Source organism: Pseudomonas sp. WS 5146 (genome assembly GCF_012985495.1).
GTDB lineage: Bacteria > Pseudomonadota > Gammaproteobacteria > Pseudomonadales > Pseudomonadaceae > Aquipseudomonas > Aquipseudomonas edaphica.
The window spans coordinates 251,721-273,516 of the sequence record NZ_JAAQWL010000007.1; the positions used below are offsets into that span (position 1 = coordinate 251,721).

The window sequence follows — 21,796 nt, forward strand, 5'->3', positions numbered from 1 at the left end:
GCAATCAGTACTGGGTGGGCGTCATGCACGCGGCGTTCAGCATGCCGACGCTTATAGCCACGGCGGCCACGTAGATGCCGGCCGCAACTTCGCCATTCTTGATGCGCTCGGACGTGCCTTTGAGCACCAGGCTGGTCAGCAGAAACGCCAGCAGTTGGACGACGGCGGCGATCACCGACCAGACGACAAAATCCAGCAGGCTGATGGAGTAGGCAATCACATTGCTGGCCGGAATAGCGAAGCCAATGATCGCGCCGCCCAGGGCGACCGACGCCGAAACGTTGCCGGCGCGGATCAGTTCGAACTCCTTGTGCGGAGTGATGCGGGTGTAGATGAACTGGAACAGCGCGAACAGCACCGCAGCCCCCAGGATGTAGATGACAAAGCCGAGCACGGCGGCTTTGTTCAGGGAAATGGAGAGAGCTTCTAGCATGGATGGCTTCCTTTTTTAGAGCGCAGTCAGGTCGGTTGTGTACAGCGAAATGCCCAGCGACGTGCTCAGGCTGATGCCACCCTCGGCATCTTCTTCGACGGAAAACAGCAGGAACTCGCGGCGATCGGTCAGGCCGGTGTCACGGGCGTACAGCATCGAACGGTGCTCGACGTTATAGGCGTCTTCCGGGTTTATCACGCGCTCGCTCATCGCCACCAGTTCGGTCTGGCCGGCTTCGCTGCCCCAAACACGGGTGTATTCGACGCCGTTGTGGGTGTAAGTCGGTAGCCCGATCAGGCTTTGTGGGCCTGCCAGCCTGCGCAGTTCCGCTTCGCTGCTGAGGGTGACGTAGCTCAAGTAATTGAACAGGATCACCGACTCGACCTGCCCGGCGACTTCGCCGGTGGTGTGTACTTGCAGCCAGTAATCTTCGTCGTTCATGTAGTAGCGCGACAGCCAGGTCGATTGCCCGAGGTCAACGGTGCCGTTGGCCCAGACTTCCTGGGAGCCGGGGATCACCACCGAGGTTTTCCCATCGAGCAACAATTTCAGGGTGGTGTCGAACATCACGCCTTTGCCGGGCGCCAGGCCTAGCGGGCCGGTGGTCGGCAGCGGCGATATTGACTCGGCATTCGTTTGTGGGGCCTCAAGCCCCATCAACTGTTTAAACCATCCCATTGGAGAGTTCCTTGAGGTGGGTGGAAGCGATAGAGAAGGGAATAGATGAGAAACAATAAAAGCGGAAGATGACGCCCGAGCGCCACACAAGAAAATTCGACATGTCGCCCCTGACTCCCTGGGTACTTGATTCCTGACGCCATCGCCTCAGCGTCGGTAGGCGCAAGTGCGTTCACCCGGCATTAAACCTGCTGCGCGGTGTTGAGAGAAGTACCTTGGCAGCAATAAAGCCGGCGAGCGCACCAAACAGATGCCCTTCGAAGGAAATCCCCTGGCGCGGCACAAACCCCATGATCAACCCGCCATAAAACACCGCCACCACACCGGCGACTAACAGGTTGCTCCAGCTCCTGTGGAACCAGGCGCGCGACAAGAGGTAGGCCCATAGCCCAAAGACCCAGCCGCTGGCACCGACGTGTACGCCGGTAAACCCGAACAGCCAGACCAGCGAACCGCCCAGCAGGATAATAATCGCGCTGACGGTTATGAAACGGTTGAGCCCTTCAGCCATGACCAGGGTGCCCAGCACTACAAACGCAATCAGGTTTGCGCCCAGGTGGGCAAAGGAGGCGTGCAGAAACGGTGAGGTGAGGATGCCGAACAGGCCCTGCACGGTCCTCGGGATCAGACCGAATGCCATGAGGCTGTAACCGGTGGCGACATTGAGCAGTTGCAGCGCGACCATGAACACGGCCAGGCCTGCGATTGTCTTGAAACCCTTCAGGGCGTCCATCCTGACCTCGACGTAAAAAGGGCACAGTCAATGCCCGCCCGCTTAGAAAGAACACGGTCACTGTGGCGAGGGAGCTTGCTCCCGCTGGGCTGCGCAGCGGCTCTAAAAATGGGACTGCTACGCAGTCCAGCGGGAGCAAGCTCCCTCGCCACGGGTCGGGCAGTGGAAGCGCTACTCGGCCGACTTTTGCTTCAGACGCTCCAGAATCGCATTAGCGCTGCCGGTGTCCGGGGTGATGCCGGCTTCGCGCAGTTTGCGTTCCAGGTCAGTACCGGTCGATGCCTCGGCCAGTTCATCCTGGGCTTGCAGCTCAGCGGCACGTTGCTGCTGCTTGGCTTGCAGGCGGTTAAGCGTACCCACCGCAGTCTCCAGCTTGCCGTTGGCGCCGCCGCTGGCGACGGACGCGCTGACCTGGGCCTTTTGCACGCTTTCGCGGGCCTTGGCCATGTCCACTTGCTGGCGCAGGCTTTTGATCCGGCTTTCGGCCTTGGTGATGTCCTTGCGCATGCTGTCGGCGTAGCCACCGAACTCGGCGGTCTGCTTTTGCTCGGCGTCGCGTTCGTTGGTCAGGGTCGAAATGGCTTCGGCCACTTCCAGGGCCAGGTCTTCACGGTTGGCCTGGATAGCGGCCATCGCCTTGGATTCCAGGTCTTTGATCTTGGCGTCGTACTCGCCTACGCGATCCGCTGCCAGCTTGTGCTTGGCCATGATGCTCACCAGCTCACGCTTGGCGTTGGCCAATGCTGTGTCGGCGTCGCGAATTTCTTGATCAAGGATGCGCAGGGCCTGTTGGTCGACGATCGATTCGCCGACTTCGCTGGCACCGCCACGCAGCGCGGTGAACAATTTGCTCCAGATGGACTGAGTCATTGGATACTCCCGAATACTTAATTGAAGAAACGTTCGAAGGCTTCGCTGGCGCGCTGCACGTTATCGACCAGGGTTTTCACCTCGGTCACGATGTTGGTCAGGCTGGAGTCGGAACTCAGCGCACCAAACATGTTGTAAACAACCTGCCCGTTCGGCATGGACTCGATACCGATCGACGACAACGGGAACATCTCCCGGCTGCGCAGCACGGCGTCATTGAAGGCGGTTACGTCGTTGATGGACTCGACGTCGACCAGCACGGTATCGACGATGATCTGCTCGCCCACCACCGCGATGTAAATCGGCAAGCCCCCGAAGTCGTTCATTTCCAGTTTGATGCTGGACTCGGAACCTTGAACCAGAGAAAGCGTAATGTCTTTGGCGACCACTTCGTCCAGGGCTTGCAGCGCGCTGAAGAGGCGGTCGATGTTCCAGTTGGTACCTGCGCTCATGAAATTCTCCGACATGAATGAGCCAGCCAGAATCGGTTGGCGAAGCTGTTTCTCCATTTGCTTGAGCAGGCTTCGGTTTTCGGGAAGCACCCAAGTCTCGTGTTTCACATAACCGGCGGCCGCCAGCCCCGCGCGCATCTGCTTCATGTAAAAGCTCGACGGCTTTTTAACCGGCGGTTTCAAGCGCTCTCCCTTGCGGCTTGCTGAATCGGTATCGGGCTCTGCGGGCGGGCTCGATGGAGAGCTGCTTTTCATGGTACTGGCCTCGTTGTGAAAATCTCACGCGTGAGAAAATCTACAGGCAATTTCCGCCAGGCTCAATAGCTCACGCGTGAGATTTTTTGTCTCACTTTTTCCCGCACCACCCAGCAGCGCCCATCGCTCAAGGCTGAGGCTCGATTGTTCCAACCTGATGAACGGTTAAATGCCGTTGTTGGCGCGCCCACACTTGCCTCGCCACGCTCTAGCGCAAGCGCACCGTGCCCACCGGGCTTTTTTTCGGGCACCGGCCTTACTGCATAAATGTTCCGAAATCACCTTGGCGTTGTGAATTGTTGTGAAGGCGTTACGAATCAGCCAAAACTCCGTGCTAAGTTCAGTAACTCAGTAACGTAGTTCCGTAACGTAGTTCCGTGACGTAGTTCCGTGACGTTGCGATTCACAGCACTCATACACAGCGGCCACCCAACTAAGGCCGCCCTCTTGTTATCAAATAAACAGCCTCGGGTAGTTAACCAGGAAGTTGTACGGCCCTGCGCGCCTTAAAAATAGCCGGGCCACACTTACATCAGGAGAATAACCATGGTAGCGAAGGTAGAAACGACCCCAAAGGACGCCGCGGTCACTAATAAGAGCTCTGTCGCTGCCTGGGAAAAGTCCGTCAAAAAAGCCGCCGCCGCGCCCAAAGATGAGTTGGGCAAAGGCCAGAAACGCCCCGAAGGTGACACCCGCTCGGCCCAGCAAATCATCGATGACACGCCCCTGCTTGCCCAACTGGGCAATCAAAGCGGGGTGAAGGACAACCTTAAAAAACAGGTCGGTGATTTTGATAAAGATGCGGATGCCGCCTATCGCGCCTCCAAGGTGCTGGAGCACGTGGAATACATCGACGAAGACGGCAAGCTCACCGATGGCAAGGAGGTCGGCAACCACAGCATCGACGGTTTCACCAAGGACGGCGAAGCCCGGCATGGCACCGAGGCGGGCCGTTTGCAGGACTTTGGCAAGTATGGGTATTCGAGCCTGCGCGGCGAAGTGGTCAAGTCGGACCTGGGCGACAAGCAGAAACGCCCCGACGGTGACACGCGTTCGGCCAAGGAGATTATCGACGCCACGCCCCTGCTGAAAAACCTCGGCAACCAGAGCGATGTGAAGGACAACCTCAAGAAGCAAGTGGGCGACTTCGAGACCGACGCCGACGCCGCGTACCGCGCCACCCAGGTGTTGGAACATGTAGTCAGCATCGATGAAAACGGCAAGTTGCTGACCGGTTATGACGCGCGTAACAAAGACAACGACAGCATTGATGGCTTCACCAAAGACAAAGAAGCCCGGCACGGCACCGAGGCCGGCCGCTTGCAGGATTTCGGCAAGTACGGCTACTCAAGCCTCAAGGGCGACCTGATGCACGTCAAGGACGCGACCCATACCGACAAGGCCGCGCCGCCTGATGAGCCACAGGACGTGCAGGCCCTGCGCGACAAATACAACATCCCCACCTTCGGTGCCGAAGGGCTGATGGACATGGAACTGCCCAACGACAAGACCGTGGGCGGCCAGACGGCCGAGAACTTTGTGCAGGGCATCCGCGATGACATCAAGAGCGGCAAGCTGACCGAGGACTCGGATGAGGCCAAGATCGTCAAGCTGATGGACGCCCAGGCCGCACTCGACAGTGGCTATGACCTGTACGGCTATGCCGAGAGTATCAACCTGGGCAGCGGCACTTACCGTGAAACGGATAAGAGCCCGACCAAGTTGAACGGCAAGGACGTCAAGGAGATGGTCGACGAGGACAAACTCGCCAAAGAAATTTCCACACTCATGGGCAAAGAAGGCATTAAAGACCGTTACGACGTAGAACTTAAGAACAGTGTCGGCAGCTTGTCGCAAGATCGCTTGAATGAAGTTCGCGAGCAAGTGTTCCCGGCACTGTTCAAAGACGGCACGCGTGATGCCAACTTGAACTTCGAAGACTATGTAATTGCCATGAATGACTCTGGCGACCCAAAGAAATCCGAAATGGCCGAGTTAGACGTAGACCGTTATTTTGAATCGCTGCGCATCCTCGAACCGGACAGTTACACCGCACGCCGTCAGACATTCGACCAGAACATGATGACGCACCAGCTCAACACCTACATGGAGAACCCCGACAAGGTTTCGCCGGAAAATGCCGAAAGTGGGTTGAAAGCCTCGTTCACGATGATCAAGGGCGGTATCAACGCCGTCCTCGGTGGCTTGGACAAAGGCGACAAAACCTACGACATGTACAAAAAGATGAAGGATGAGATCGACATCCTCGACGGCCATATCAAAGGGCTGACGCCGGCCGAAAACAAACAGATCGCAGCGGCCATTCGTCTCGCAGCCGCCAGCGGCGACCCGAAAGCCATCGACAAGGTGGTCGACACCCAGTTGAAGGGCTTGGGCGACAAACGCGAGGCGGCCGCCGGCTCCCTGAAGACGGTGTTGCACACCGCCAGTTCCACCGGCGGGCTGAGTGCCATGGCGGGCACCATGAACCTGGTCAGCGGCGCCCTGCAGCTCGCCAATGGCGGCGGCAACATGACCGACGACCAGAAAATCGCCGCCGCCAAAGACCTGGTCGCCGGCTTGAGCTTTACTAACGACTTCCTCAAGTTCGGTTCGAACATTGTGGAAACCCTGGGAGGCACTAAACCCTATGAACCTGACGTGGATAAAGACGGCAAAGGCCCGGCAAAAATCAAAGCCACTGAATGGCTGGGGCTGATCGACGAAAACCTGCCGGATATCTGGGGCAAGAAAGCCACCGAAAAATCCGACGCACTGGCTGCCTCCATCAGCACCCAGGTTAAAGAGTCGTCCGAAACCCTCAAGAAACTCGACGTGGGCAACCTGTCGGCCGATGAGGTCAAGGAGTACGACAACGCGGCCAAATCCCTTGGCGAACACATGGGTGTCAAGGACATTCCCGGCAAAGGTAGCCCGGCGTCAAAATCCGAGATTGCGATCGCCTCCGGGCGCTCGTTCCTGCGCTTTATGGGCGGCGCCGGCCTGGATTTGACCGGCGGCGTGATGGACATCGTTTCCGGCGCACGCAAACTCAAAAATGCCAAGACCGCACTGGAAAAAACCGACGCAGCCTTCACCCTGGGCGGGGGTGCATCCGGTACCGGTATGGCCATTGCCAATACCATCGCGATGTTCGCCCCCAAAGGCGCTCACCTGGCTGGCAAACTGGCCGGTGATGTTGCCGCCACCGTGGTACGCGGGCTCGCCATCGGCGCCCGTATTGCTGGCCCGGTTTTCGCCGTGGCCGGTGTGATCTTCGGGGTGGCAGGCACCTTGATCGCAGAGGCGGTCGAGCATGCCAAAATGCAAAAGCTCACCGACTCCCAAGGCAAGTTCTTCAAAGACCTCGCCGCTGCCGGCGTGACCAAGGACGACTGGGGCGACAAGCTCGAATACGCGCGTTATGCCACCTATATGTACGGCGGTCGCGACACGCCGGACGACAAATCGATGTTCGAGTACCAGTCGGACGAATGGAAACACTTCAAGGAAACCGAAGACAAAAAAGGCAGCTCCCTGACGCGGCTGGCGCCCTACCTGCACAAGGACAGCGACCCCGACAGCAAGAACTTGTGGGAAAAATTCCTGGCCGGCGGCACCAGCTCCAGCGGCCCCCATGGCAGTGAACGGCATACCGATGACTGGCGGCCCTGGGGTAGCACGGACATGGACGCGGGCAAGCAGGAAAGGGCCTGACTTTATCCATTCAACGGTTGCAGCCTGCCTGATCGGCAGGCTGTAACGGTTAAACGCACCTAACCCGCCAGCTCCCGCTCAATCTGCTCAATGCTTGGCAAACTGGTTTGTAGCTCTGCCGGTAAAGATTCCACCAACTGATACTCCGCCACGCCGATCGGCCGGTTGTTGTCGCGCAATGCGTATTCAGCCACCACTTCATTTTTGCTCTTGCACAACAACAGGCCAATGGTGGGACCGTCCTGTGGGTGTTTAAGCTGAACATCCACTGCCGACAGGTAAAAACTCAGCTTGCCGAGGTGTTCGGGCTTGAACTTGCCTGTCTTGAGTTCGATCACTACGTAGCAGCGCAGCTTCAGGTGATAGAACAACAGGTCGACGAAAAACTCATCACCGCCTACATCCAGCAACACCTGCTGCCCAACAAAGGCGAAGCCGGCGCCCAGTTCAAGCAGGAAGTCGGTGACGTGCTTGATTAACGCGTTTTCTATATCGCGCTCCTGCGCATCCAAAGCCAGGCTGAGGAAGTCGAAGCGATAAGGATCCTTGAGCGATTCGCGCGCCAGGTCGGATTGGGGCTTGGGCAAATGGTCTTCAAAATTGCTGACGGCCTTGCCACTGCGCTCCAGCAGGCGATGCTCGATTTGCATCACGAGCGTGCTACGTGACCAGTTGTGTTCAATTGCCTGGGCGACGTACCACCGGCGCGTTTCGGGGCCGGGGAGTTTGTCTAGAAGCACCACATTGTGGCCCCACGGCAATTGTGCAGCAGCCTGTTGCACAAATTCGGCATTCGGCCACGCCTCGGCAAAAGCGCGCATATATTTGAGGTTGCGCGGCGAAAAGCCCTTCATCTTGGGGAAGGCCGCGCGCAAGTCTTGGGCAAGGCGATCAACCACCTTGCTGCCCCAACCCTGCGCGGCCTGGCGGGTCAGAATATCGTGGCCGATCTGCCAGTAAAGCAGCACCAGTTCGCGGTTCACCGCCAGCGTTGCTCGCTGCTGGGCCGTATGGATGCGCAGTTTAAGGTCGCTCAACCAGTCGCTGTAGCCCACAGGAGGCGTGATCAAGCCGATGGAGGTTTCGCTCATGCCCGTTTCACTCTTGACTGGAGAGGCACAGGCTAGTCAGTGGTTTTTACCGTCACAAGGGGCCGCGAGCGCTTCAGGAAGGGCCTTGCACAGATCACAGAAACGTCCTGCTGGCCTTTGCAAATCGACGCATTGCTGGGCCGTGCCTTGACTCTCCCCTATACAGCACACCCTACCCTGAAAGGCCCACTTTCAGGCTTCGGCACCATGACTCAGCGCATCCTGCTCATTCTCGGCCACCCCTCCAGCACCAGTTTTTGCTCAGCCGTCGCTGATACCTACATCCACGCGGCGACAATCGCCGGCCACGAGGTACGCGTCCTGCGGCTAGGCGAACTGGCTTTCGACCCGGTCCTGCATAACGGCTATGCCCTGCCCCAAGCCTTGGAACCCGATTTGCTCAGCGCCCAAGCCGATATCCTCTGGGCGACTCATCTGGCGTGGGTTTTCCCGATCTGGTGGGGCGGCATCCCGGCATTGATGAAAGGCTTCATCGACCGTATTTTCCTACCCGGCTTTGCCTTCAAATACCGTAAGGGCAAGGCTTTCCCGGATAAGCTGCTGCAGGGCCGCACCGCCCATTTGTTGGTGACCCTGGACACGCCGCCGTGGTATTACCGCTGGGTCTATCGCATGCCGGGGATTCATCAGATGCGCAGCACGACCCTGGCCTTTTGCGGCATCAAGCCGACCAAGACGCTGATGTTCGGACCTGTACTGGGATCAACCGCAACGCAGCGCGACACGTGGCTGAAACAGGTCGGCGCACTATTTGAAAAAAGGAGTTTTCATGTACATCGGCAAAGCCGCGCAGTTGTCGGGCACGACCATCAAGGCGATTCGTCATTATGAAGCGATTGGCCTGCTGCCAGCGCCACAGCGTGCGGGGCGTTATCGAGTTTACTCGGCGCAGAGTGTCGAATTGCTGACGCTGATCAAATGCGCCCAGCAGTTGGGGTTCAAGCTCAAGGAGTTGCAGGGGATTTTGCACGGGCACGAGGGCGATGCGTTGCCTTGGGAAAGGGCAGACCAGGCCATCGCCAGCAAGAAGTGCGAACTGGCCGGGCAGATTGCCGGGCTGCAGAAAATGCAGGCCGGGTTGATGGCATTTGAAGCGCAGCTCAAGGACGCACAGGGGCAATACTGCGGTATGCGCTGAGCCGAATAAAATGCCTAATCGGCTCACGAAATGAGCCGAATAAGCATTTTATTCGGCTCAACGGCAGACCAGTGACAGCCCCGCTCATTTGCCCAGAATCCCCATGTCTGCTAGTGTCGCGCCGGTTTACCGTCTACCGGATTAGCCGCCATGGCCCGCAAAAAAGTTGCACTCGATTTCGAACAATCCCTCGCCGACCTGCAAACCCTGGTTGAGCGTCTGGAGAACGGCGAGTTGTCGCTGGAAGACTCGTTGACGGCGTTTGAGCAAGGCATCGGCCTGACTCGCGACTGCCAGAGCGCGTTGGCGCAGGCAGAGCAGAAGGTGCAGGTGTTGCTGGAGCGCGACGGGGAGTTGGCCGAAGAACCTTTCGATGCGGAACAGCCCGAATGATCGATGCGTATCAGGCCAGCAGCCAGGCCCGGGTCAATGCGGCACTCGAACCTTTGTTCGTAGCGCCAGGCCCGCAGATGAAGCGCTTGTATGAAGCCATGCGCTACAGCGTGATGAATGGCGGCAAACGTGTGCGCCCGCTGCTGGCGTATGCGGCCTGTGAAGCCCTGGGTGCGCCGGCCGAGCACGCCAATGGCGCGGCGTGTGCGGTTGAGCTGATTCATGCCTATTCCCTGGTGCATGACGATTTACCGGCCATGGACGATGACGATCTGCGTCGCGGCCAGCCCACCACCCATAAAGCCTTTGACGAAGCCTACGCGATCCTCGCCGGTGACGGCTTGCAGAGCCTGGCGTTCAGCGCCTTGCTGGACCCACGCCTGAACAGCGTGAATGCCGAGATCAGCCTGCGCATGGTCACGGCCCTGGCCTTGGCCGCAGGCCCGGCCGGTATGGTCGGCGGGCAGGCCATCGACATGGGTTCGGTCAGCCTCAAGCTCGACCAAAAAGCCCTCGAACATATGCACCGTCACAAGACCGGCGCGCTGATCGAAGCCGCCGTACACTTGGGCGCCCTGGCCAGTGGCCGCGCCGAAGCTGCGCAATTGGCGGCCCTGCAGACTTACTCCCGGGCCATCGGCCTGGCGTTTCAGGTGCAGGACGACATTCTCGACGTGGAAAGTGACACTGCCACCCTGGGCAAACGCCAAGGCGCGGATATCGCACGAGACAAACCGACTTATCCGGCGTTGCTGGGCCTTGATGCCGCCAAGGCTTACGCCCTGGAACTGCGCGACCAGGCCCTGGACGCCCTGCGACCTTTCGACGCGGCGGCCGAGCCACTGCGCGACCTGGCGCGGTATATCGTCGAACGCCGCCACTGATAACCGCGGCCTTTCGCGCCGCATATCGGCCAAGTTCGGCGCCCTGCGTGGGCAGTTTGCACCGCTTGAGGTAAACTGCCGCCTCTTCTATACCTATAACGATTCGCCTGATGCCCACGACGTTTCAAGAGATTCCCCGCAAGCGCCCGTCCACGCCCCTGCTCGACCGTGCTGTCACGCCGGTCGGCCTGCGTCGACTGGGTGAAGCCGAGCTGGAAACCCTGGCCGATGAGTTGCGCCTGGAATTGCTCTACACGGTCGGCCAGACCGGTGGGCATTTCGGTGCCGGGCTGGGCGTCATCGAGCTGACCATCGCCTTGCACTACGTGTTCGACACCCCGGACGACCGGCTGGTGTGGGACGTGGGCCATCAGGCGTATCCGCATAAAATCCTAACAGGCCGCCGCGAGCGCATGGGCAGCCTGCGCCAGAAGGACGGCCTGGCCGCCTTCCCGCGCCGCTCCGAAAGCGAGTACGACACCTTTGGCGTCGGCCACTCCAGCACCTCCATCAGCGCCGCGCTGGGCATGGCAATTGCCGCCCGCCTGCAAGGCAGCGATCGCAAGGCGATTGCGGTGATTGGTGATGGCGCGCTGACCGCCGGCATGGCCTTTGAAGCACTGAACCACGCGCCGGAAGTGGACGCCAACATGTTGGTGATCCTCAACGACAACGACATGTCGATTTCGCGCAATGTGGGTGGCCTGTCCAATTACCTGGCAAAAATCCTTTCGAGCCGCACCTACGCCAGCATGCGCGAAGGCAGCAAGAAGGTGCTCTCGCGCCTGCCCGGCGCGTGGGAAATTGCCCGGCGTACCGAAGAATATGCCAAGGGCATGCTGGTACCCGGCACCCTGTTTGAAGAGCTGGGCTGGAATTACATCGGCCCGATCGACGGCCATGACCTGCCGACCCTGATCGCCACGCTGCGCAATATGCGTGACCTCAAGGGCCCGCAGTTCCTGCATATCGTCACCAAAAAAGGCAAAGGCTTCGCTCCGGCAGAAGTCGACCCGATTGGTTACCACGCCATCACCAAGCTCGAACCCGTGGATGCGCCCGCCGCTGCGCCGAAAAAAGCCAGCGGGCCGAAGTATTCCGGCGTGTTTGGCGAATGGCTGTGCGACATGGCCGCCGCCGACCCGCGCCTGGTGGGCATCACCCCGGCGATGAAGGAAGGCTCCGACCTGGTGGCGTTCAGCGAGCGTTTCCCGCTGCGCTACTTCGATGTGGCAATTGCCGAGCAACACGCGGTGACCTTCGCCGCCGGCATGGCCTGTGAAGGCGCCAAGCCGGTGGTCGCGATTTACTCCACCTTCCTGCAACGCGGCTATGACCAGCTTGTTCACGATGTGGCGGTGCAGAACCTCGACGTGCTGTTCGCCATCGACCGCGCAGGTTTGGTCGGCGAAGACGGCCCGACTCACGCCGGCAGCTTCGATTTGTCCTACCTGCGCTGCATCCCCGGCATGCTGGTGATGACCCCGAGCGACGAAAACGAACTGCGCAAGATGCTCAGCACCGGCCACCTGTACAACGGCCCGGCTGCCGTGCGCTACCCGCGCGGCAACGGCCCGAATGCGGTAATCGAGAAAAACCTCGAGCCGATCGAGATTGGCAAAGGCATCGTGCGCCGCCAGGGCAGCAAGGTCGCGTTTCTGGTGTTCGGCGTGCAAGTGGCCGAAGCCCTGAAGGTCGCCGAGAAAATCGACGCTACCGTGGTCGACATGCGCTTCGTCAAACCGCTGGATGAGACCTTAGTGCGTGAAATCGCCGCCAGCCACGAGCTGCTGGTGACCGTCGAAGAAAACGCCATTATGGGTGGCGCAGGTGCGGCAGTCAGTGAGTTCCTGGCCCGGGAGAACATCCTCAAGTCGGTGCTGCACCTGGGCTTGCCGGATGTGTATGTGGAACACGCCAAACCGGCGCAGATGCTGGCCGAATGTGGCCTGGATGAGGCCGGGATCGAGGCTTCGGTGCGCGCGCGCATGGCGCTGCTCGGCCTGTAAAACACTCATAACATGTGGGAGCTGGCTTGCCTGCGATAGCATCACCTCGGTCTTACTGAAAAACCGAGGTGACCGCATCGCAGGCAAGCCAGCTCCCACATTGTTTTTGTATTGCTGCTCAATGCTATGGACAGCCCATGAATCGCCTTCGCTTTGCCCTGCCCCTGCTGCTGCTCCCCGCCACTGCCGTGCTGGCCGACAGCTTCGAGCGCGACGACGCCCTCAAACTCTCCGACGTGGTGATCAGTGCCAACCGCCAGGTGCAGGCGCGTAACGACAGCAGCGCCGCCAACAGCGTGTTTACCCGCGACGACATCGACCGCTTGCAGCCCTCCAGCGTGAGCGACTTGCTCAGCCGTGTGCCCGGTGTGCAGGTGGCGCAAAGTGGTGGCCGTGGCAGCGTGACCAACGTGTATGTGCGCGGCACGTCCACCGCCCAGAGCCTGGTGTTGGTGGATGGTCAGCGCATCAGCAGCTCCACCACCGGCACCAGCAACCTGCAATACCTCAACATCGACCAGATCGAGCGCGTAGAAGTGTTGCGCGGTTCGCGCTCGGCGATCTACGGCAGCGATGCGATTGGCGGGGTGATTCAGATCTTCACCCGGCGCAACACCGAGTCGGGCCTGCAACCGCGCCTGCACGTGGGCTTTGGCAGCAATCAGACGTGGGAGCGCAGCCTGGGACTGTCCGGCGGCGACCAGCAAACCCGCTTCAGCCTTGGCGCCAGTCTGGATGACACGGCGGGGATCAACCGCACACGCACGTCGTACCCGAGCGATGGCGACCACGATGCTTATCGCAACCAAGCCATCAGTTTCAGCCTGAGCCATGCCTTCACCGATGAGATCGACGCTGGCGTGAATGTGCTGGATAACCGTGGCAAAAGCGAATTCGACAACCCTTTTGGTCGCTATGACTCGCTCAATTATCAGAGCTTCCAGCAACAACCCTATACAGACTTCACCGTCAGCAGCGTCAGCAGTTATGTCGACGCGCGCCTCAACGATGCGTGGAAGTCTCGCCTGGAGCTGGGTCACAGCGAAAACCGCGAAAAAACCCTGGATAAACTCAGCGACGACCGCAGTGTGTTCAACACCTACCGCGACTCGCTGACCTGGCAGAACGACTTGACCCTCAATGATCAGAACAGCCTGATCCTGGGCGGCGACTGGTACGAAGACCGGGTCAACAGCAGTACGGTGCTCGCCGAAGACAGCCGCTGGAACCGCGCCGCGTTTATCCAGCACCGCTTTGAAACACAGTATTTTTCCACCGAGCTGGGCCTGCGCCGCGACCAGAACCAGCAATTCGGCGGTCACAACAGCTGGAGCGGCACCCTGACCCTGCCGGTGAACCCGGATAACGACCTGTTGTTCAGTTACAGCGAAGGCTTCCGCGCACCGACCTTCAACGACCTTTATTACCCGGACGAATACGGCTTCAAAAACGCCAACCCAAACCTGAAACCCGAAACCTCCAAAAGCTATGAACTGCAATGGCGCAGCCAGCTCAGCGACACCAGCCGCCTGGAGGCGTCGCTGTACCGCACCGATATTCAGGACGCCATCGTGTTCGGCAGCGACGGCCCACAAAACGTCAGCTCGGCCCGCATCAATGGCTTCGAAGCAGCGCTCAAGCAAGAACTGTTCGGCTGGCAAGGCAGCCTCGGGCTGGCGATGATTGACCCACGCGACCGCGACACCGGCCGCACATTGGCCCGCCGCGCCAGACGCACGGTGAGCCTGGATCTGGATCGCCAATTCGATCAGTTTGGCGTCGGCGCCAGCTGGCAAGCGGTAAGCAGCAGCTACGATGACCCGAAAAACCAGCAACGGTTGGGTGGTTACGGGTTGCTGGGGCTTCGCGCCAGTTGGGCGGTGAACCGTGAAGTAACATTGAACATGAAGGTCGATAACCTGCTGAACAAAGACTACAGCCGGGCGCTGTATCAGTATCAAGGCCAACAATACGGCTACCGGGAAGAAGGCCGGGCGCTGTTGTTCGGAGTGACCTGGACGCCGGAACTGTAACCCAGCGCGCACTATCAATGGTCAGTACTGCCTCTTGATCCGCTCGTTAGACGTCAGACCGCCTGCTGCCACCTCCTTGCTGCACGTTGAGTAGCCCCAGGCATTTGCCCAACCCTGGGAGGTGAACGAGACGAAATAATCGGCTCTTTTACCATCGCGCTCCAACGCGTAATCAAAGCACTGGGAGGTGCCGCCACGGATCGAGGTGATTTTCGCAGGCTTCTGGATAGTGAGGAGGTCTTGCTGGGTGCTGTCCACCGTTGCGGTCCTGTCCACCACAGGGTGATTACCAAATGTCCTCAGTTCGGAAATTCTTTGGGAAATATCGCACCCGCTTATAAGCGCCAATGCGAAAGCGGCGCCGGCCATCGCCAATAGATAACGCATGATGTGTCCTTGATCAGCTCGAATGGGAGAGCCGCGAAACTAGCACTCCTAGGCGGGTAGATCGCCAGGCAAAATCCGATGGTTTTGACAGACTAATCGCACCGCAGCAGACGAAAACACAGCGACTCTCAGCGCTGGGCAGCCATTGCCTGACAGAGCTTCGCGATGGCCTCAACCATCTGCCCGCTGGGCCGCTCCAGCCCCTTGTCGGGCACGACCTGCAAACGACCTTCAGCCACCGCCGCGATCTGAGGCCAGGCCTTCCACTCGTCGAGTTGCGCCTGATCACCCGCCAGGATCAGCTGGGGATTGCGCTGCAACACTGACTCGACGCTGACCTGCGGCGCGGGCAGCTTGAGGTCGGCAAACACGTTGCGTGCGCCACATACCTCCAAGGCATCACTGATGATCTGCCCGCCGCCCACGGTGTACAGCGGCTGGTTCCATACCTGATAAAACACACGTAACGGTTCGGCGCGCTGATAGCGTTGGCGCAGTTCGGCCAAGCGTTGGCGTAACTGCGCGGCCAGCGTGCGCCCCGCCGCTTCGCGGCCCAATTGTTGAGCGATGGCTTGTACCTGGGCCGTCAGCTGTTCAAGGCTATGGGGTTCAGCCACATAAACCGGGATATTCAGGCGCTGCAATTGCTCGCGCTGGGCCGGGCCAACACTGCCGGGCCAGAGCAGAATGAGGTCGGGCTTGAGGCTGAGCAAGCGCTCCATATTCAGTTGGCCGTATTGCCCAACCGACGGCACTTGGGCCAATGCCGCCGGGCGCTCGCCGCCGTCGAGCACGCCCACCAGCAGGTCGGCGGCGCCCAGTTCGACCACGATTTCGGAGAGAGACGGCGCCAGGCTGACGACGCGTTCAACCGCAATCGCCTGGGCACTGAATGCCAGCACCAGAAGCGACAGCCAAACACGCATCATCCCAGCTGACGCGGGATGCGATAGAGATAGAACAGCACCAGTGTCGACAGCGCCAGCAGGCACAGCGGCACCGCTTCCAGGCCGACGAACACGGCCAACGCGCCGATCCAGGCCGGCAGTGCGGCTACCAGCAAAGCCGCACGCCGACGGGCCGCGAGGGTAATCCACGCAGCCGGTTCTTCGGGCGTATCGAGAGCTTTGGAAGTGGCGATCAGTGCGTGTTTATAGCCATGAAAATAACGCAGGCTCAGAAACATCGAGGCCACGCCGGCAATAAAGAACGGCATGGCCAACACAGGAAGCAGGGATTGGGCTTGCCCGAACACCAGGTTAAGCACGAACAACGGGAGCAATGCCAGGGCCAGGTACTGCCACCAGTTGAAGGACAGTCGCCGTTTTACCTGGCCACGGGTCACGCGCGGTCGACCTCGCCCTGATGCTCGTTGCCCATCATGTGGTCGAGCTTGCTGGCTTTGGTGGCCAGGTAGAGCTTGTTGTGCGGGTTTTGCCCGGTGTGCAGCGGCACGCGCTCGGCCACGGTGATGCCCATCTCGGTCAAGGCTTTGACTTTGCGCGGGTTGTTGGTCATCAGGCGCAGGGATTTGACGCCCAAATGCTCCAGCATCGGCAGGCATATCGCGTAGTCGCGCTGGTCGGCGGCAAAACCCAGGCGCTCGTTGGCTTCGACGGTATCGGCGCCACCATCTTGCAGCTCGTAGGCGCGAATCTTGTTCATCAGGCCAATGCCACGGCCTTCCTGGCGCAAGTACAGCAGCACACCACGGCCTTCACGGGCAATGGCGCGCATCGCCGCTTCCAGTTGCGAGCCGCAGTCGCAGCGCTGGCTGAACAAGGCGTCGCCGGTCAGGCATTCGGAATGCACGCGGCCGAGCACCGGCGCGCCGTCGGCGATATCACCCAGGCTGAGCACGACGTGCTCGCGGCCAGTGGCCTCTTCTAGAAAGCCGTTCATGGTGAACGTGGCAAAAGGGGTAGGCAGCTTGGAAGCGGCGACGAAAACGACGGGCACCGTGTGCTCCTGATTTCAGATTTCACAGAGGGCGTCATTGTAACAGCAGGTTCCTACAGACGCTTAAGCTGAATTATCGCTGATAAAGATCAATAGGTTCGATTGGCCTTCGTCCTGGTTCTATGCAGGTCAGAACGGGTACGGTTGTTTCCAGTGCTCGAAAATCGCTTTCAACTCGCCGCTCTTCACCAGCGTGGCCATGCGTTGCTCATAAACCCCCATCAATGCCCGCCCACGCTCGGTGTCGGCAAAGCCTATGTAGAGCGGCAGTTCGGCTATATGAGTGAGCTTGAATTGCGCCGGGTCATCCGACTGGCTGAGCACGTATTTGGCTTCAGTGAGGGCATCAATATAGAAGTCGGCGCGGCCGTGTTGCAGCATCGGCAGGATGCCACTCCGACGTTCTATCGGGTTGAAGCGGCGCACATTCGGCAGGTATTCCTCGTACTTGTAGCCGCGCACCCAGGCCAAACGATAATTGCCCAGCGTGGCGATGCTCGGTGCAGGTGTGGCTGCCAGCCCTAGGGCGTAGATGTGGTCGGAGTCGAAATTCCAGTGCGGGTACAACACGCCACTGGCTTCGTCGCGATAGGAACCGACCCAGCCATCCACCTCGCCACGCTGGGCCAGGCCGACCGAACGGGTATAGGGCACGCTGCGGGTTTGCACGGTAATGCCCACCGGCTCGAAGATCTTTCGCAACACATCCCAGGCCAGGCCGCTGCCATCTTTGTTGGTGTAGTCGTTCCACTGCTCACTGGCCAGCATGATCTTGCCAGGGACAGGTGCTTCATCGGCGAGAATCTGGGTTGCGAGAGCGCACAACACTATCAGCAGCCAACGGCGCACACCCATGGTGACTACCTCCTGTACAGGGATAACCGTATAGAGGGTAGCGCAGGTCTGTCGCTTACGGCGTGTCGCGAAAATGCTGATAGCCGCGCACGGCTGGCGTGATGTCTTGCCCGGCGGCGTCAATCAGCGTCACGCCCTGCCCCGCCGCGACCCGGCCGATCACGTGAATCGGCCAGCCGTCCGCCAACAGCGGCGCCAGCTCGGCCGGTGGCAGGGTGAACGCCAACACATAGTCGTCGCCCCCGCTCAACGCGGCCACACGGGCACCGTCATCGCCAACAAACGCCAGCAACGCCTGGGATAACGGCAGTTTCTCACGCTCAATGACCAGCCTGACAGCCGATGCCTTGGCGATATGCCCACAATCGGCCAGCAGGCCGTCGGAGATGTCCATCGCAGACGTGGCCTTACCCCGAAGCGCGAGGCCCAGCGCCAACTGCGGTTGCGGCGACCAGTAATGGGCGAGCAGCGGATCAGCGATAGCTGCGTCCGCCGTGCGTTGCCCCAATACCAGCGGCAAAGCGCCGGCAGCGTTACCCAGCTCACCACCCACACACAGCAAATCACCCGGCTGCGCACCGCTGCGAACCAGCGCCTGCCCGGCCGGCACACGGCCAAACACGGTCAGGGTCAGGCTCAGCGGCCCGCGCGTGGTATCGCCGCCCACCAGCCCCACGCCGCAGCTTTGCGCCATGGCGTTCAAACCCTGGGCGTAGCGTTGCAGCCAATCGGCATCGACGGTGGGTGTGGTGAGTGCAAGGGTAAAGGCCAGAGGATGGGCGCCCATGGCGGCCAGGTCGCTGACTGCCACGGCCAACGAGCGCTGGCCGAGCAGGAACGGGTCACAGGGGTCGGCGAAGTGCACGCCAGCCACCAGCGTATCGGTGGAGATTGCCAACTGCTCCCCGGCAGGGAGCGCCAGCAGGGCGCAGTCGTCGCCGATCCCCAAGGCAATGCCTTCACCGCCCTGCGCACAAGGCGCGGCAGCGAAGTAATTGCGGATCAGCTCGAACTCACCCATTCAGGACTCAAGCGACTTAGCGCTTGTGTTCCTTCACTTCAGCTTCGCGCAGGCGCGGGGCCAGCTTGTCGAGCACGCCGTTGACGAACTTGTGGCCGTCGGTCGAACCGTAGACTTTCGCCAGCTCGATACCTTCGTTGATCACCACGCGGTAAGGCACGTCGACGCGCTTGAGCAACTCCCAGGTGGACAGGCGCATCACGCACAGTTCAACCGGGTCGAGTTCTTCAATGGTCAGGTCCAGGCATGGCGCCAGAGCCGTGTCGATCTCGGTCAGGTTGGCATGCACACCGTGCAGGATATCGTGGAAGTAGCTCTGGTCGGCAAACGTGAAGTCGTTGTCGACGCGAAACTGCGCTTCGATTTCGTTCAGCGAGGCACCGGCCATCAGGCGCTGGTACAGCGCCTGGGTCGCGAGTTGACGCGCCTTACGGCGCTTCTCGCTTTTGGATGGCTTGCCGGCATCGGCTGGACGCGGATCCTGTGGGTTGAACTGATCGCTCTCGTCGGAAATCACTTGGCCTCCAACTGCGACAGCAGGCTAACCATTTCCAGTGCGGACAAGGCAGCTTCTGCGCCCTTGTTACCGGCCTTGGTGCCGGAGCGCTCGATGGCTTGCTCGATGGAATCTACGGTCAGTACGCCGAAAGCGACTGGCACGCCGAACTCCATGGACACCTGGGCCAGGCCCTTGGTGCATTCGCCAGCCACGTATTCGAAGTGCGGAGTACCGCCCCGAATGACCGCGCCCAGGGCGATGATCGCCGCGTATTCACCCTGCTGTGCAACTTTTTGCGCAACCAGTGGAATTTCGAAGGCGCCAGGGGCGCGGATGATAGTGATGTCGCTCTCGCTCACACCGTGGCGAACCAGGGCATCCACGGCACCGCTTACCAGGCTTTCAACCACGAAGCTGTTGAAGCGGCCAACCACCAGGGCATAGCGGCCTTTGGGGGCGATGAAGGTACCTTCGATGGTCTTCAGGGTCATTCGACAAATCTCTTAAAGAGCCGGGACGCGAAAAGTGCGTCCCTCAGTGATGATTTAACCGCGAACAAGGGGCAGAAAACGCCAGCCTTTATTCGGAGGGCACGTATTCTACAACTTCCAGGTCGAATCCGGATATCGCATTAAATTTCATCGGTGCGCTCATCAGGCGCATTTTGCGCACACCGAGGTCACGCAGAATCTGCGAACCGGCACCGACGATGCTGTAGGTGGTCGGTGTTTTGACCTGGGTGTGCTCGGCGGTTTCACGAATATGCGCGAGCAATACGTCGCCATCCACCGGGTTGCCCAGCAGCAACACCACACCGCTGCCGGCCTCGGAAACCGCGGCCATGGCGGCGCGCAGGCTCCAGCGGCCCGGCTGCTTGACCATCAGCAGGTCGCGCAGCGGGTCCATGTTATGCACGCGCACCAGGGTCGGTTCTTCAGCGCAAATGCTCCCCAAGGTGAGGGCCATGTGCACATCGCCTTCGACTGAATCACGGTAGGTCACCAGGTTGAACTGGCCCAGTTCGCTGTCCAGCGGCTGCTCGGCAATCCGCTGAACGGTACGTTCGTGGATCATGCGGTAGTGAATCAGGTCGGCAATGGTGCCGATCTTGATGCCGTGTTCGGCAGCAAACGCCTCGAGTTCGGCGCGACGGGCCATGGTGCCGTCGTCGTTCATCACTTCGCAGATCACGCCGCTTGGCTCGAAACCGGCCATGCGCGCCAGGTCACAGGCCGCCTCGGTGTGGCCGGCGCGAGCGAGGGTGCCGCCCGGTTGGGCCATCAGCGGGAAAATGTGGCCGGGGCTGACAATGTCTTCGGCCTTGGCGTCTTTGGCCGCAGCGGCTTGCACCGTGCGGGCGCGGTCGGCGGCGGAAATGCCGGTGGTGACGCCGATGGTCGCTTCAATCGATACGGTGAACTTGGTACCAAAACCCGAGCCATTGCGCGGCGCCATCAACGGCAGCTTGAGCAGCTCGCAGCGCTCGCGACTCATGGGCATGCAGATCAGCCCACGGGCGTGCTTGGCCATAAAGTTGATGTGCTCGGGCTTGCACGCCTCGGCGGCCATGATGATATCGCCTTCGTTCTCGCGATCTTCGTCATCCATCAGGATGACCATCTTGCCTTGGCGGATGTCTTCAACCAGTTCTTCGATGCTATTGAGCGCCACGCGGCACCCCCTTGGTCAGGATTTCAGGTAGCCGTTAGCGGCCAGAAAACTTTCAGTGATGTTCCCGGATGCTGGCTCTGCGGCCTTATCGCCCATCAGCAGGCGCTCCAGGTAACGGGCAAGCAAGTCGACTTCCAGGTTCACCCGGCGACCTGGCTGGTACGACGCCATGATGGTTTCGCTCAGGGTGTGCGGGATGATGGTCAGTTCGAATTCGGCGCCATTCACGGCGTTCACGGTCAGGCTGGTGCCGTCGACGGTGATCGAGCCTTTGTGGGCGATGTACTTGGCCAGCTCTTTCGGCGCGCGGATACGGAATTCCACGGCGCGCGCGTTTTCGCTGCGTGCAACCACCTCGCCGACGCCGTCGACGTGGCCGCTGACCAGGTGGCCGCCCAAACGGGTGGTCGGGGTCAGGGCTTTTTCCAGGTTGACCGGGCTGCCGGCTTTGAGGTCATTCATCGCGGTGCAGTCCAGGGTTTCCCGGCTTACGTCGGCGGCAAAGCCGTTACCCGGCAACTCGATGACGGTCAGGCACACGCCGCTGACAGCGATGCTGTCGCCCAGCTTGACGTCGCCGAGGTCGAGCTTGCCGGTTTCAACCAGCAGGCGTACGTCGCCGCCCTTTGGGGTCATGGCGCGGATGCTGCCGATGGATTCGATAATGCCGGTGAACATGGCCTTCTCCTGGAAAACG

General features: G+C 60.2%; 23 protein-coding genes. 7 read left to right on the forward strand and 16 right to left on the reverse strand.

Translation table 11 applies throughout. The features are described 5' to 3' along the window. Positions 1-4: 4 nt before the first annotated feature. The 5 genes from HBO41_RS19415 to HBO41_RS19435 form a co-directional block, all read right to left on the reverse strand. Positions 5-433 (reverse strand): DUF350 domain-containing protein, encoded by a 429-nt coding sequence (locus HBO41_RS19415; RefSeq protein WP_017136013.1) that lies wholly within the window; start codon positions 431-433, stop codon positions 5-7. A 15-nt stretch (positions 434-448) separates the two neighbouring features. Then, entirely contained in the window at positions 449-1,111 is a 663-nt protein-coding gene (locus tag HBO41_RS19420; RefSeq protein WP_099547566.1) for a DUF2491 family protein, read from the reverse strand. Between the two features lie 172 nt (positions 1,112-1,283). Next, positions 1,284-1,844 carry a rhomboid family intramembrane serine protease gene (locus tag HBO41_RS19425; RefSeq protein ID WP_099547565.1) on the reverse strand — a complete coding sequence of 187 codons (561 nt, stop codon included), beginning with the start codon at positions 1,842-1,844 and terminating at the stop codon, positions 1,284-1,286. Positions 1,845-2,015: 171 nt separating this feature from the next. Beyond that, on the reverse strand, positions 2,016-2,714 hold the full coding sequence (locus tag HBO41_RS19430) for a PspA/IM30 family protein (protein ID WP_017136010.1): 699 nt from the start codon (positions 2,712-2,714) through the stop codon (positions 2,016-2,018). A 17-nt stretch (positions 2,715-2,731) separates the two neighbouring features. Further along, positions 2,732-3,313: a YjfI family protein gene (locus HBO41_RS19435; protein WP_032865490.1), complete on the reverse strand. Its 582-nt coding sequence runs from the start codon at positions 3,311-3,313 to the stop codon at positions 2,732-2,734. A gap of 654 nt (positions 3,314-3,967) precedes the next feature. Between HBO41_RS19435 and HBO41_RS19440 the strand changes: the two genes are divergently transcribed. Next, positions 3,968-7,138 carry a hypothetical protein gene (locus tag HBO41_RS19440; protein WP_169987415.1) on the forward strand — a complete coding sequence of 1,057 codons (3,171 nt, stop codon included), beginning with the start codon at positions 3,968-3,970 and terminating at the stop codon, positions 7,136-7,138. Positions 7,139-7,197: 59 nt separating this feature from the next. Here the strand turns inward: HBO41_RS19440 and HBO41_RS19445 are convergent, their stop codons facing one another. Further along, entirely contained in the window at positions 7,198-8,229 is a 1,032-nt protein-coding gene (locus tag HBO41_RS19445; RefSeq protein ID WP_169987417.1) for a YhcG family protein, read from the reverse strand. Positions 8,230-8,436: 207 nt separating this feature from the next. On the opposite strand from HBO41_RS19445, the gene HBO41_RS19450 reads away from it, so the two are divergent. The 6 genes from HBO41_RS19450 to HBO41_RS19475 all read left to right on the forward strand — a co-directional run bounded on the left by HBO41_RS19450 (position 8,437) and on the right by HBO41_RS19475 (position 14,707). Next, positions 8,437-9,081, forward strand: coding sequence for an NAD(P)H-dependent oxidoreductase (locus HBO41_RS19450; RefSeq protein WP_099547562.1), 645 nt, complete (start codon positions 8,437-8,439; stop codon positions 9,079-9,081). Continuing rightward, complete coding sequence (locus tag HBO41_RS19455) at positions 9,020-9,388, forward strand: MerR family transcriptional regulator (RefSeq protein ID WP_017136005.1); 369 nt, start codon at positions 9,020-9,022, stop codon at positions 9,386-9,388. Before HBO41_RS19450 ends, HBO41_RS19455 begins: the two co-directional genes overlap by 62 nt. 150 nt (positions 9,389-9,538) lie before the next feature. Further along, positions 9,539-9,781: an exodeoxyribonuclease VII small subunit gene (locus tag HBO41_RS19460; RefSeq protein WP_003176346.1), complete on the forward strand. Its 243-nt coding sequence runs from the start codon at positions 9,539-9,541 to the stop codon at positions 9,779-9,781. Then, positions 9,778-10,665: a polyprenyl synthetase family protein gene (locus HBO41_RS19465; RefSeq protein ID WP_138452003.1), complete on the forward strand. Its 888-nt coding sequence runs from the start codon at positions 9,778-9,780 to the stop codon at positions 10,663-10,665. The genes HBO41_RS19460 and HBO41_RS19465 overlap by 4 nt, the downstream gene beginning before the upstream one ends. Positions 10,666-10,775: 110 nt before the next feature. Beyond that, positions 10,776-12,674 carry a 1-deoxy-D-xylulose-5-phosphate synthase gene (gene dxs / locus HBO41_RS19470; protein WP_017136004.1) on the forward strand — a complete coding sequence of 633 codons (1,899 nt, stop codon included), beginning with the start codon at positions 10,776-10,778 and terminating at the stop codon, positions 12,672-12,674. Positions 12,675-12,811: 137 nt separating this feature from the next. Continuing rightward, complete coding sequence (locus HBO41_RS19475) at positions 12,812-14,707, forward strand: TonB-dependent receptor domain-containing protein (RefSeq protein ID WP_169987419.1); 1,896 nt, start codon at positions 12,812-12,814, stop codon at positions 14,705-14,707. 21 nt (positions 14,708-14,728) lie between these two features. On the opposite strand, the gene HBO41_RS19480 is transcribed toward HBO41_RS19475, so the two are convergent. From HBO41_RS19480 to HBO41_RS19525, 10 genes are all read right to left on the reverse strand, one after another. Then, the gene (locus HBO41_RS19480) at positions 14,729-15,094 is read right to left on the reverse strand and encodes a hypothetical protein (protein ID WP_099547558.1); all 366 of its coding nucleotides are present in this window, start codon (positions 15,092-15,094) and stop codon (positions 14,729-14,731) included. A gap of 128 nt (positions 15,095-15,222) precedes the next feature. Further along, on the reverse strand, positions 15,223-16,023 hold the full coding sequence (locus tag HBO41_RS19485; protein ID WP_138451027.1) for a cobalamin-binding protein: 801 nt from the start codon (positions 16,021-16,023) through the stop codon (positions 15,223-15,225). Then, entirely contained in the window at positions 16,020-16,439 is a 420-nt protein-coding gene (locus HBO41_RS19490; RefSeq protein WP_056861922.1) for a nuclear FMR1 interacting 1 family protein, read from the reverse strand. The genes HBO41_RS19485 and HBO41_RS19490 overlap by 4 nt, the downstream gene beginning before the upstream one ends. Continuing rightward, positions 16,436-17,053, reverse strand: a complete 618-nt coding sequence (ribA, locus tag HBO41_RS19495) for a GTP cyclohydrolase II (RefSeq protein ID WP_017135999.1) — start codon at positions 17,051-17,053, stop codon at positions 16,436-16,438. The genes HBO41_RS19490 and ribA overlap by 4 nt, the downstream gene beginning before the upstream one ends. Before the next feature lie 129 nt (positions 17,054-17,182). Next, on the reverse strand, positions 17,183-17,908 hold the full coding sequence (locus HBO41_RS19500; protein WP_099547555.1) for an ABC transporter substrate-binding protein: 726 nt from the start codon (positions 17,906-17,908) through the stop codon (positions 17,183-17,185). A gap of 55 nt (positions 17,909-17,963) precedes the next feature. After that, on the reverse strand, positions 17,964-18,929 hold the full coding sequence (thiL, locus tag HBO41_RS19505; protein ID WP_169987421.1) for a thiamine-phosphate kinase: 966 nt from the start codon (positions 18,927-18,929) through the stop codon (positions 17,964-17,966). Between the two features lie 16 nt (positions 18,930-18,945). Continuing rightward, entirely contained in the window at positions 18,946-19,446 is a 501-nt protein-coding gene (gene nusB, locus HBO41_RS19510; protein ID WP_017135996.1) for a transcription antitermination factor NusB, read from the reverse strand. Continuing rightward, positions 19,443-19,919 (reverse strand): 6,7-dimethyl-8-ribityllumazine synthase, encoded by a 477-nt coding sequence (gene ribE, locus HBO41_RS19515; protein WP_003176356.1) that lies wholly within the window; start codon positions 19,917-19,919, stop codon positions 19,443-19,445. The genes nusB and ribE overlap by 4 nt, the downstream gene beginning before the upstream one ends. A gap of 88 nt (positions 19,920-20,007) precedes the next feature. After that, the gene (gene ribBA / locus HBO41_RS19520; RefSeq protein ID WP_169987423.1) at positions 20,008-21,099 is read right to left on the reverse strand and encodes a bifunctional 3,4-dihydroxy-2-butanone-4-phosphate synthase/GTP cyclohydrolase II; all 1,092 of its coding nucleotides are present in this window, start codon (positions 21,097-21,099) and stop codon (positions 20,008-20,010) included. A gap of 15 nt (positions 21,100-21,114) precedes the next feature. Then, entirely contained in the window at positions 21,115-21,777 is a 663-nt protein-coding gene (locus HBO41_RS19525) for a riboflavin synthase (protein ID WP_017135994.1), read from the reverse strand. Between the last annotated feature and the right edge of the window lie 19 nt (positions 21,778-21,796).